This window comes from Patulibacter minatonensis DSM 18081, assembly GCF_000519325.1.
GTDB classification, from domain to species: Bacteria; Actinomycetota; Thermoleophilia; order Solirubrobacterales; family Solirubrobacteraceae; genus Patulibacter; species Patulibacter minatonensis.
Genome location: NZ_KI912613.1, coordinates 2,195,306 through 2,205,142, shown reverse-complemented (window position 1 = coordinate 2,205,142; position 9,837 = coordinate 2,195,306). Strand labels below are relative to the sequence as shown.

Sequence of the window (9,837 nt, the reverse complement as noted above, 5' to 3'; positions counted from 1 at the left end):
CGGCGGGTCGCGGGTGTACGCGGTGGCGGGCCGCGGCGGCCCTCAGACGGGCGGCTGCGGGTCGTACTGGATGCCCCGCCGGACCTCGCGCGCGCGATCCGGGCTCCCCAGGCGGGCGACGAGGTGCAGCGCCATGTCGATGCCCGCGGAGACCCCGGCGGAGGTGATGACGTCGCCGTCGTCGACGAAGCGGTCGTCGGGGCGGACGTCGATCGTCGGGTCGAGCTCCGCAAGCAGGCCGAGCGCGCCGTGGTGCGTGGTCGCCGGGCGCCCGGTGAGGAGCCCGGCGGCGGCGTAGGACAGCGATCCGGTGCAGACGCTCGTCAGGAGCGGGACCTCGCGGCGGGCGGCGCGCAGCCAGTCCAGGTGCGCCTCGTCGCGGAGCTGCGGCCGGGTCCCCTGCCCGCCGGGGTGCACGAGGACGTCGAGCGGCGGCGCGTCGTCGATCGCGTGGTGGGCGTGGATCGTCAGGCCCTTCGCGCACCGCACCGGTCCCGCCTCGCGGGCGATGCAGGAGACGCTCCAGCCGTCGTCCGGGAAGGTCCGCGTCCAGAACGCGAGGACCTCCCACGGCCCGACCGCGTCGAGCTCCTCGACGTCGTCGAAGAGCAGGATCCCGATGTGCTTCGTCGCCGGCATGGGGCGACGATCGCAGACGTCGAGGCCCGTTCCCAGCCGCGGCGGCCCCGCGTCGGCGAGGATCCGGGGATGGCGGACTGGACGAGGAAGAACTTCGCGGACCTGCAGGACCGCAGCACCGATGCCGACATGCAGTGGCGGTTCTCCCGGAACGCCGTCGGCTCGAAGGACCTCGGCGTCAGCCGCTTCACCTACGCGCCGGGCAAGCGGATGCCGTTCGGCCACGCGCACCGCGAGCAGGAGGAGGTCTACGTCGTCGTCGCCGGTTCCGGCCGCGCGAAGCTCGACGACGAGATCGTCGACGTCGTCGCCGGGGACGTCGTGCGGGTCGCGCCGCCGGTCGTGCGGGCGTTCGAGGCGGGCGACGACGGCCTGGAGCTCCTGTGCGTCGGGGGACGGAAGGCACCGAGCGGCGACACGATCCGGGTCCCGGACTTCTGGGTCTGAGCCTCGAGGGTCACCGGCGCGCGGGGAGACGCGTCGCCCGAGGTCGCGCCCCGCCGGACCGGCGCGTCAGTCGCGGCGGGGCCGCGCGACGCGTCGCAGGAGGGCGCGGAACCGATCGGCCTCCGCGTCGTCGAGGTCGTGCAGGAGACGCCGCTCGGCCTCGTCGCTGGCCCTGGTCGCGTCGCGTCGCGTCTGCTGCCCCGCGTCCGTCAGGGCGATGACGTTGCGTCGGCGGTCGGCCGGATCGGGACGGCGCGCCACGAGCTCCTTGCGCTCGAGGGCGTCGATCAGCGCGACCATCGTCGTCCGGTCGACGCCGAGCCGGTGCGCCAGCTGCTGCTGCGACTCGGGCTCGCGGCCGTCGAGCAGCAGGAGGATCGCGAGCTCCCGGTCGCTGACCCCGAACGGCGCGAGGACCTCCTCGTGCAGCTCCGCGAGGCCGAGGTGCGCGCGCTTGAGCAGGTAGCCGAGACGACCACTCAGCTGCGGACCGAGATCTTCGTCGCTGGGCATCGCCCGAGTCTAGTGCTACGCTGATCGTCAGAATTACTGATGATCAGCGATAGGATCAAAATGCCGACCCTCCTCCTCACCGGCGCCACCGGGCTCGTCGGCTCGCGCCTGCTGCCCCGCCTCGTCGACGCCGGCCACGACTGCCGTGCGCTCGTCCGGCGCGACACCGACCTGCCGAGCGGTGCGACCGCGTTCCGGGGGGACCTGGATGACCCCGACGCACTCCGTGCGGCGGCCGACGGCGTCGATGCCGTCGTCCACCTCGGCGCGCTCTTCCGCACCCCCGACGAGGACGCCATCTGGCGGGTGAACCTCGAGGGCACCAGGAACCTCGTGACCGCCGTCCATGCGGCGGCTCCCGCCGCGCGGCTCGTGATGACCAGCACGGGCAACGTCTATGACCACTCGACCTCGCGACCGAGCCGGGAGGGCGACGCGTGCTCCCCGACCGCCGCCTACCCGGCGAGCAAGCTGGCCGCCGAGGACCACCTCCGCGAGAGCGGGCTGACGTGGTCGATCCTGCGCCTGCCGTTCGTCTACGGCGAGGGCGACGGCCACCTGGCGTCGATGACCGAGCTCGCCCCGCGCTTCGGCCTGCACCCGGCGAACAGCTACTCGGTCGCCCACCACCGCGACGTCGCGGCCGCGATCACGCTCGCGCTCACGGGTGCGATGGACGGCCGCATCGTGAACGTCGCCGACGACGCCCCGCTGACCGTCCTCGAGATGACCGAGCTCGGCGGGGACCCGATCGAGGGCTCGGCCGAGCCCCTCGCGAACCCGTGGGCCGGTCGCATGGACGCGACCCTCGCCCGCGAGCTCGGGTTCCGCCCGACCGTCCCGACCGCCTGGGGCGCCGCCAGGGACGGGCTCCTCTGACCCCACGCCCCCCACCATCGCTCGCTGCGACTTCCCCGCAACCCCCTCGTCGGGACGAACCGCCGTGATCGTTCTCCTGGCTCCGGGTGCCGCGGGGTAGCATCGCCCTACCGGCCAGTAGGGGTCGGATTCCCGAAGTCCGGAGGAGCAGGATGTCCGCAAGATTCGCGGAGCGCGTGGCGCTCGTGACCGGTGCCGCAGGGGGCATCGGGGCCGCCGTCGCCCGGCGGCTGACGTCCGAGGGCGCGACCGTCGTCCTCCTCGACCGGGAGCTCGACGCCGCGAAGGCCGTCGCGGCCCCGTTGGTCGACGCGGGTGGCAGCGCGTGGGCGGTGCAGGCCGACGTCTCCAGCCGCGACGACGTCGAACGCGCGATCTCCGAGGTGATCGACCACCACGGTCGGATCGACGTGCTGGTCAACAACGCGGGGATCACCCGCGACGACCTGTTGTTCCGCCTGAGCGAGGACGACTGGGACGCCGTCATCGACGTGAACCTGAAGTCCGTGTTCCTCTGCACGCAAGCGGTGCAGAGGCACATGGTCAAGGCGAAGTCGGGTGCGGTCGTGAGCCTGTCGAGCCGGTCGGCGCTGGGCAATCGTGGCCAGTCCAACTACGCCGCGGCGAAGGCCGGCATCAAGGGCCTCACGGCGACGATGGCGCTCGAGCTCGGGCCGTTCGGGATCCGCGTGAACGCCGTCGCCCCGGGCTACATCGCCACCGACATGACGCGCGCGACCGCACGCCGGCAGGGCCTCGACCCCGCCGAGCTCGAGGCTTCGACCGCGGAGCGCACGCCGCTGCGGCGCGTCGGGCAGCCGGAGGACGTCGCGTCCGTGATCGCGTTCCTCGCCAGCGACGACGCACGCCACGTGACCGGCCAGACCCTGGCGATCGACGGCGGCCTCCGATGACCCTCGACTTCTCCCTCTCGGACGACCAGCAGGCGATCCGCGACACCGCCCGGGACTTCATCGCCCGCGAGGTGATGCCGCTGGAGAACGACGTCCTCGCGCGCGAGCATCGCGGCGAGAAGGGCCTCCCGGCCGAGGACCTGCGCGCGCTGCAGAGCAAGGCGCAGGAGTTCGGGTTCTGGGGCATCGGCACCCCGGAGGCGTTCGGCGGGGCCGCGCTCCCCGCGGTCACGCAGAGCCTGCTGTGGACCGAGGTCGGGCGCACCTTCGTGCCGTTCGTCTTCGGTGGTGAGGCCGACAACATCCTCTTCCGCGCGACCGCCGCGCAGCAGGAGGAGTTCCTCAAGCCCACGCTCGCCGGGGACCGGGTGTCGTGCTTCGCGATCACCGAGCCGAACGCCGGCTCCGACGCGACCGCGATCCGGATGCGCGCCAAGCAGGACGGCGACCACTGGGTGCTGGACGGCGAGAAGACGTTCATCACCAAGGGCGTGGAGGCGGACTTCTCGATCGTCATCGCGGTGACCGACGCGGAGAAGGGGCACCGCGGCGGGTTCACCGCGTTCCTCGTGGACCGGTCGATGGGGTGGGAGTCCTCGCCGATCCACACGATGGGCCCCTCCACCCCGGCGTCGATGAGCTTCGACGGCGTGCGCGTCCCGCACGCCAACGTGCTCGGTGAGGTCGGGGAGGGCTTCAAGCTCGCGATGGAGTGGATCGGCCGCGGACGCTATGTCATCCCCTCGCGGGCGATCGGTGCGGCGGAGCGGCTGCTGACGATGGCGATCGAGTACGCCGGGCAGCGCGAGACGTTCGGCGTGCCGATCGGCGAGCACCAGATGATCCAGACGATGCTCGCCGACTGCGAGCTCGACCTCGAGGCGATCCGCTGGCCCGTCCTCGTCGCCGCGTGGAGCATCGACCAGGGCCTCGACGCCCGCCACGCCTCCTCCCTCGCCAAGCTCGGCGGCGCCACCGCCGCGGGCCGCATCGTCGACCGCGTGATGCAGATCCACGGCGGCATGGGCTACACGAAGGAGATGCCGATCGAGCGCTGGTACCGCGAGGCGCGGCTCTGGCGGATCTTCGAGGGCACCGACGAGATCCAGCGCCGCACCATCGCCAAGGGCCTGCTGTCCGGACGGCGCCGCGTCGGAGGGCACCTCGCATGAGCCACGACCCGACCCTGAACCCCGGCGACGTCCTCGGCCTCGACGCCGACCTGCGGGACGACGAGCGCGAGGTCCGGGACACGACGCGGCGGCTCGTCCGCGAGAAGCTGCTGCCGAACGTCGCGGAGTGGTTCGAGCAGGCGACCGTCCCGGTCGAGCTGATGCGCGAGTTCGGTGCGCTCGGCCTGCTCGGGTTGCACCTCGACGGCTACGGCTGCGCCGGGGCCTCGCCCACGGCGTACGGCCTCGTCTGCCAGGAGCTCGAGGCCGGCGACACCGGCCTGCGGAGCCTCGTCAGCGTCCAGGGCTCCCTGGCGATGTTCCCGATCCACCGCTTCGGGTCCGACGAGCAGAAGGACGAGTGGCTCCCGCGGATGGCCACCGGCGAGGCGATCGGCTGCTTCGGCCTGACCGAGCCCGACTCGGGCTCCGACCCCGGCTCGATGCGCACGACCGCGCGCCGCGACGGGACCGACTGGATCCTCCACGGCCAGAAGATGTGGATCACCAACGGCTCGATCGCCGACGTCGCGGTGGTCTGGGCGCGGACGGACGACGGCATCCGTGGCTTCGTCGTCCCGACCGACACGAAGGGCTTCTCGACGCAGGACATCCACGGCAAGCTCTCGCTCCGCGCGTCGATCACCAGCGAGCTGCTGCTCGACGACGTTCGCCTGCCGGAGACCGCGATGCTGCCCGGCGCCCGGGGTCTCGGCGGTCCGCTGACGGTGCTCGGCGAGGCGCGCCTGGGGATCTGCTTCGGCGTCGCCGGCGCCGCCCGCGCGTGCCTGGAGGCCGCCGTCGACTACGCCCGCACCCGCGAGCAGTTCGGCAAGCCGATCGGGGCGTTCCAGCTGACGCAGGGCAAGCTCGCCGAGATGGTCTCCCGCGTCGCCGCAGCCCAGCTCCTGGCGCTGCGCCTCGGCCGGATGAAGGAGGCCGGGACGCTCACCCCCGACCACGTCAGCCTCGGCAAGTACTCGAACGTGTCGTCCGCGCTCGAGGTTGCCCGCACCGCGCGGACGATCCTCGGCGGCAACGGCATCACGCTCGAGTACCCGGTGATGCGCCACGCCGCGAACCTCGAGACCGTCCTCACGTACGAGGGCACCCACGAGGTCCACGCGCTCGTCCTCGGCAAGGCGCTGACGGGGATCTCGGCGTTCACGTAGGACGCGGGCGGCGCCCGCCCCGCGGCGCGGATCCCGGGCCCGCCAGGGCGCCGGGTCCGCCGCGCGAGCCGGCGGCCCGTCCCCTCAGCCCTCCGGGGTCGCGATCTCCTGGACCGACCAGCCGTTGCCGTCGGGATCCTTGAAGTACACGAACCGGCTCCACGGCTGGTCGTCGACCTCGGAGACCTCGACACCGCGCCCGAGCAGCTCGGTACGTGCGGCCTCGATGTCGTCGACGACGAGCTGCAGGCCCTGCATCGTGCCGGGCTCCATCGGGGAGACCCCCGTCCCGATCGCGATCGAGCACGCCGACCCGGGGGGCGTCAGCTGCACGAACCGCAGCTCGTCGGAGATCGCGTGGTCGTGATCGAGGACGAACCCGGCGCGGTCGACGTAGAACGCCTTGGCCCGGTCGACGTCGCCGACGGGGACGAGGATGAGCTCGAGCTTGAAGTCCATGGTGCAGCCTCTCGTGCGGGGGTGGGATCGCCCGCCGCGACGGTCGATCGGTGTGGTTTCCACTGTATGCACGAACGAGGACATCGAGCGTCCGCAATGCGGACGCTCGACGACTCAGCCCTTGGACTCCGCCAGCTCGACGATGATCCCTTCCGGGCCCCGCACGTAACAGAGCCGGATGGTCTCGCCGTAGCGCTCCACGGTGCCCACGAGCTCCGCCCCGTGGGGCCGCACCCGGTCGAGGGCGAGGTCCACGTCGTCGACCCGGAAGGTGACGTGCCGGAGCCCGGTGGCGTTGGACGGCCCGGCGGGGTCCCCGTCGACCGCCGCCGGGGCGTGGAACCGCGTGAGCTCGAGCCGGCCGTCGCCGCCCGGGGTCTCGAGCATCACGATGTCCGATCGGACGTCCGTCAGGCCGATGACCCGGCCGACCCAGGCGCCCTCGACCGTCGCCTCGCCCTGGACCTCCAGCCCGAGCGCGACGAAGAACGCCTTCGCGGCGTCGAGGTCCTCGACCACGACGCCGACGTGCTCCATCCGCTCGATCTTCATGCGGTGCCGCCCCCGTGGCACGGGTCGGGGAGCGGCGCCATGACCTCGCGGACGTCGAGCCACTCGTACAGCGGCTCGCCGCCGGGGCCGGGCTCCGAGGACGCGAACGCCGCGATCTCGAGCGCCCGCTCGTGCGACTCGACGTCGATCATGAAGTACCCGGCGACGAGGTCGCTGGTCTCCGGGTGCGGGCCGTCGGTCGTCACCGGAGCGGCGTCGGGGCCGCCGTACCGGACCCAGGTGCGGGTCGGGGTGAGCGCCTGGGCGTCGACGAACTCGCCGGCGTCCTCCAGCATCTTCACGACCTGGCGCTGGAACTCGATGTGCGCCTCGACGTCCTTCGGGTCCCACTGGTCCATCGGCGGGAACGGGTGGTGGGGCTCCGGGCCACCGCGGTAGTGCTTGAGGATCAGGAACTTCGGCATGGGGGTCTCCTTCGGGGGGGTTCGGGCCTCGCTCGTCGGGGCCCTTCACCCGAGGAGCGGAGCCGACCCGACGTCCTCGACATCCGATCACGAAAGTCGTCGGATCGGGAGGTTCACGTGAGAAGCCCGCCGCCCCGAGCGCCGTCCGACCCCGGCGCTACCTTCGCCTGGATGAGTTGGCACACCCGGCGCCTCGCGGCGTTCGACATCGAGACGACGGGCATCGACGTCGAGCACGACCGCGTGGTCACCGCCGCCGTCAGCATCGTCGGCGGTGGCGAGCCGACGGCGTCGCGCTCGTGGCTCGTCGACCCCGGCGTCGAGATCCCCGAGGGCGCCAGCGCGGTCCACGGCATCACGACCGCGCAGGCGCGTCGCGACGGGCAGGATCCGGCCGAGGCGATCGAGCAGCTCACGGCGCTCCTCGCCGCCCAGCAGCTCGCCGGCGTCCCGATCATCGCGTTCAACGCCCGGTTCGATCTGACGATCCTCGACCGCGAGGCCCGCCGGTACGGCCTGGTGCCGCTCGTCGATCGCATCGGCGGGGCGGAGCGCCTCCTGGTCGTCGACCCGTTCGTGATCGACAAGCAGGTCGACCGCTACCGCCGCGGTCGCCGGACCCTGACCGCCGTCTGCGAGCACCACCGGGTGCCGCTGGTCGACGCACACGACGCGAACGCCGACGCCCTGGCCGCCGCCCGCGTGGCGTGGCGGATGGCGACGTCGATGATCGACATCGGCGGCACCGAGCTCGCGGAGCTCCACCGCCTGCAGGTCGGCTGGGCCGCCGAGCAGGCCGCGTCGCTCGAGGAGTACTTCGCGGCGCAGGGCCGCCCGGAGCGCGTCGAGGGCCAGTGGCCCTGCGTCGCGGCCCCGGTGCTGCTGCACGCCTGACCCGTCGGTGGCCTCCTCCCGCTCCGCCTGTCCGAGCGGGCCCGGACCGCACTCCGCCGGATCGGACGGAGCACGGCGGGCCCCGCGTATCAGCCCGTGACGCGGACCTTCGGGTTCTCGGGCGACTTCGTCTGCTCGTGGTAGTCGCCCGGCTTGTGCGGGTCATCGAGCGTCCGCTTCAGGGTCTCGCCGAAGGTGAGGTCCTGGGATCGGGCGACGAGCTTGCCGTTGCGGTCCGCCGACAGCGTGACCCTCGCGGTACCGACGTTCTCGCACTCGATCCCGGGCTCCGGGATCAGCTTGCCGAGACCGAACTTCGCGAGCGCCGCCTTGTAGGGCAGGCCCTTGAGCGGGAACGTCACGATCGCCTCGACGATCGGCCAACCCCCGCCGGTCTCGTGGCAGGCGGTGTACTGCACGTCGAAGGATCCGTTGTTGAAGCCGATGATGCCCAGGCCCCAGCCGCGGGCGGCCCCGGAGCCGATGATGGTCGCCTTGCCGCTCGAGTCGGGGTAGAGACCCTTCGCGTGCTCGCGGACGTTGACCGTCTTCCCCAAGCGCCAGCCCTTCGGCGACTTGCACGCGTCGGCACCGACGGTGATCGTCCCGAACGCGTGGTGGGACGGCTTCGCGTCGTTCTTCGTCGCCGGCGCCTGCGCCACGTTGCCGGGCAGGATCACGTGCTGGCGGGTCTCGTAGTACGAGTACGAGAGCGTCGCCGTCTGTCCCTCACGCGTGTGGGCGCACGAGTCGGCGGACGGGGCCTGGGCCTTCGGCGGAGCCGGTGCGGTCGTCGCGCCGGTGCTCGGCGGCGCCCCGTACTTCGCACCGCACTGCGGCGTACCGGAGAACCCACCGTCGTTCGCTCCGCCGCGGGCCCAGAGCGCGTTCGCCCAGCCCTTCTTGCCGTTGTCGGCGGTGGTGTACCCCCAGACGTTGTTCTTCGACCCACCGAGCGACTCCTCGCGCCCGGTTCGCTGGCAGAGGATCCAGTTCGAGCCCTGGTGCAGGTAGCCGATCCGCTTGCCCGCACCGTTCAGGACCGGCGTGCCGCCCGACTTCCCGTTCCCGGCGACGCGCCAGTTGCAGGAGTGCCGGCCCTTGCCGATCGACGAGCACGGGACCTGCGCGGGCCCTCCGCCCGTCGGGGCGGGGGTCGCCGGCGGGGCAGGGTTCGTCGGGGCCGGCGCGGGCTTGTTGGGGGGTGCCGGGGTCGAGGTCGCTCCGGGGGGCGAGCCGTACGACGCGCTGCACTGCGGGGTGCCGGAGAACGCCCCGTCGTTGTCGCCGCCGTGGGCCCAGAGCGCGTTGACCCAGCCCTTCTTGCCGTTGTCCGCCGTCGTGTAGCCCCAGACGTTGTTGAAGTACGAGCCGTCCTTGTCGCGGCGGCCGGTGCGCTGGCACAGCACCCAGTTCTTGCCCTGGTGCAGGTATCCGACCCGCGTCCCGTTCGACGCGAGGACCGGCGCGCCGCCGGTGGTGCCGTTGCCGGGGACCCGCCACTGGCAGTCGTGGTGGGCGCCGGACGTCGTACAGGGGACGGGCTTCGGGGCGGCGGACGCCGGGGCAGCACCGGCCGCGCCGGCCAACAGGCCGATCACGACGACCAGCGCTCGCCGGAGCGGACGTCGGGGCAGGGGATTCTCGGGACGGGACATGCCTCGACCGTAGCTCTCGCCTTCGCCCCTCGCAGGGCCACCCTCACGACTTCCTCACGGACCTAGTGGAGACCCGCCACGATGCGTCCGTGGCGACGCTCCGACGGCCACGT

At 72.6% G+C, this 9,837-nt stretch carries 12 protein-coding genes; 6 read left to right on the top strand and 6 right to left on the bottom strand.

The genetic code is table 11. The annotated features are described in order from the left end of the window. Positions 1-42: 42 nt before the first annotated feature. Positions 43-639 carry a DJ-1/PfpI family protein gene (locus PATMI_RS0110140; RefSeq protein WP_026910810.1) on the bottom strand — a complete coding sequence of 199 codons (597 nt, stop codon included), beginning with the start codon at positions 637-639 and terminating at the stop codon, positions 43-45. 69 nt (positions 640-708) lie between these two features. Between PATMI_RS0110140 and PATMI_RS34320 the strand changes: the two genes are divergently transcribed. Next, a complete protein-coding gene (locus tag PATMI_RS34320) occupies positions 709-1,086 on the top strand; it encodes a cupin domain-containing protein (protein ID WP_051471298.1) in 378 nt (125 codons plus the stop codon). 66 nt (positions 1,087-1,152) lie between these two features. Here PATMI_RS34320 and PATMI_RS0110130 read toward each other — a convergent pair whose 3' ends face one another. Next, on the bottom strand, positions 1,153-1,599 hold the full coding sequence (locus PATMI_RS0110130) for a MarR family winged helix-turn-helix transcriptional regulator (RefSeq protein WP_026910809.1): 447 nt from the start codon (positions 1,597-1,599) through the stop codon (positions 1,153-1,155). 60 nt (positions 1,600-1,659) lie between these two features. Between PATMI_RS0110130 and PATMI_RS0110125 the strand changes: the two genes are divergently transcribed. The 4 genes from PATMI_RS0110125 (at position 1,660) to PATMI_RS0110110 (ending at position 5,736) form a co-directional block, all read left to right on the top strand. Beyond that, positions 1,660-2,478 (top strand): NAD-dependent epimerase/dehydratase family protein, encoded by an 819-nt coding sequence (locus tag PATMI_RS0110125; RefSeq protein WP_026910808.1) that lies wholly within the window; start codon positions 1,660-1,662, stop codon positions 2,476-2,478. A 152-nt stretch (positions 2,479-2,630) separates the two neighbouring features. Beyond that, positions 2,631-3,392, top strand: a complete 762-nt coding sequence (fabG, locus tag PATMI_RS0110120; protein ID WP_026910807.1) for a 3-oxoacyl-ACP reductase FabG — start codon at positions 2,631-2,633, stop codon at positions 3,390-3,392. After that, on the top strand, positions 3,389-4,564 hold the full coding sequence (locus tag PATMI_RS0110115) for an acyl-CoA dehydrogenase family protein (protein WP_026910806.1): 1,176 nt from the start codon (positions 3,389-3,391) through the stop codon (positions 4,562-4,564). Before fabG ends, PATMI_RS0110115 begins: the two co-directional genes overlap by 4 nt. Next, on the top strand, positions 4,561-5,736 hold the full coding sequence (locus tag PATMI_RS0110110; RefSeq protein ID WP_026910805.1) for an acyl-CoA dehydrogenase family protein: 1,176 nt from the start codon (positions 4,561-4,563) through the stop codon (positions 5,734-5,736). Before PATMI_RS0110115 ends, PATMI_RS0110110 begins: the two co-directional genes overlap by 4 nt. 84 nt (positions 5,737-5,820) lie before the next feature. Here PATMI_RS0110110 and PATMI_RS0110105 read toward each other — a convergent pair whose 3' ends face one another. The 3 genes from PATMI_RS0110105 to PATMI_RS0110095 all read right to left on the bottom strand — a co-directional run bounded on the left by PATMI_RS0110105 (position 5,821) and on the right by PATMI_RS0110095 (position 7,172). Then, positions 5,821-6,195 (bottom strand): VOC family protein, encoded by a 375-nt coding sequence (locus PATMI_RS0110105; RefSeq protein WP_026910804.1) that lies wholly within the window; start codon positions 6,193-6,195, stop codon positions 5,821-5,823. 114 nt (positions 6,196-6,309) lie between these two features. Further along, entirely contained in the window at positions 6,310-6,747 is a 438-nt protein-coding gene (locus PATMI_RS0110100) for a VOC family protein (protein WP_026910803.1), read from the bottom strand. Continuing rightward, positions 6,744-7,172 (bottom strand): YciI family protein, encoded by a 429-nt coding sequence (locus tag PATMI_RS0110095; RefSeq protein ID WP_026910802.1) that lies wholly within the window; start codon positions 7,170-7,172, stop codon positions 6,744-6,746. The genes PATMI_RS0110100 and PATMI_RS0110095 overlap by 4 nt, the downstream gene beginning before the upstream one ends. A 171-nt stretch (positions 7,173-7,343) precedes the next feature. Between PATMI_RS0110095 and PATMI_RS0110090 the strand changes: the two genes are divergently transcribed. After that, the gene (locus tag PATMI_RS0110090; protein WP_026910801.1) at positions 7,344-8,066 is read left to right on the top strand and encodes an exonuclease domain-containing protein; all 723 of its coding nucleotides are present in this window, start codon (positions 7,344-7,346) and stop codon (positions 8,064-8,066) included. Positions 8,067-8,155: 89 nt separating this feature from the next. On the opposite strand, the gene PATMI_RS0110085 is transcribed toward PATMI_RS0110090, so the two are convergent. Continuing rightward, positions 8,156-9,724: a hypothetical protein gene (locus tag PATMI_RS0110085; RefSeq protein WP_026910800.1), complete on the bottom strand. Its 1,569-nt coding sequence runs from the start codon at positions 9,722-9,724 to the stop codon at positions 8,156-8,158. Positions 9,725-9,837: the final 113 nt, after the last annotated feature.

Coding starts and splice junctions, on each gene's coding strand:
- PATMI_RS0110140 (WP_026910810.1), bottom strand. CDS start 639: ATGCCGGCGACGAAGCACATCGGGATCCTGCTCTTCGACGACGTCGAG.
- PATMI_RS0110090 (WP_026910801.1), top strand. CDS start 7,344: ATGAGTTGGCACACCCGGCGCCTCGCGGCGTTCGACATCGAGACGACG.
- PATMI_RS0110125 (WP_026910808.1), top strand. CDS start 1,660: ATGCCGACCCTCCTCCTCACCGGCGCCACCGGGCTCGTCGGCTCGCGC.
- PATMI_RS0110095 (WP_026910802.1), bottom strand. CDS start 7,172: ATGCCGAAGTTCCTGATCCTCAAGCACTACCGCGGTGGCCCGGAGCCC.
- PATMI_RS0110115 (WP_026910806.1), top strand. CDS start 3,389: ATGACCCTCGACTTCTCCCTCTCGGACGACCAGCAGGCGATCCGCGAC.
- PATMI_RS0110105 (WP_026910804.1), bottom strand. CDS start 6,195: ATGGACTTCAAGCTCGAGCTCATCCTCGTCCCCGTCGGCGACGTCGAC.
- PATMI_RS0110130 (WP_026910809.1), bottom strand. CDS start 1,599: ATGCCCAGCGACGAAGATCTCGGTCCGCAGCTGAGTGGTCGTCTCGGC.
- PATMI_RS34320 (WP_051471298.1), top strand. CDS start 709: ATGGCGGACTGGACGAGGAAGAACTTCGCGGACCTGCAGGACCGCAGC.
- PATMI_RS0110110 (WP_026910805.1), top strand. CDS start 4,561: ATGAGCCACGACCCGACCCTGAACCCCGGCGACGTCCTCGGCCTCGAC.
- fabG (WP_026910807.1), top strand. CDS start 2,631: ATGTCCGCAAGATTCGCGGAGCGCGTGGCGCTCGTGACCGGTGCCGCA.
- PATMI_RS0110100 (WP_026910803.1), bottom strand. CDS start 6,747: ATGAAGATCGAGCGGATGGAGCACGTCGGCGTCGTGGTCGAGGACCTC.
- PATMI_RS0110085 (WP_026910800.1), bottom strand. CDS start 9,724: ATGTCCCGTCCCGAGAATCCCCTGCCCCGACGTCCGCTCCGGCGAGCG.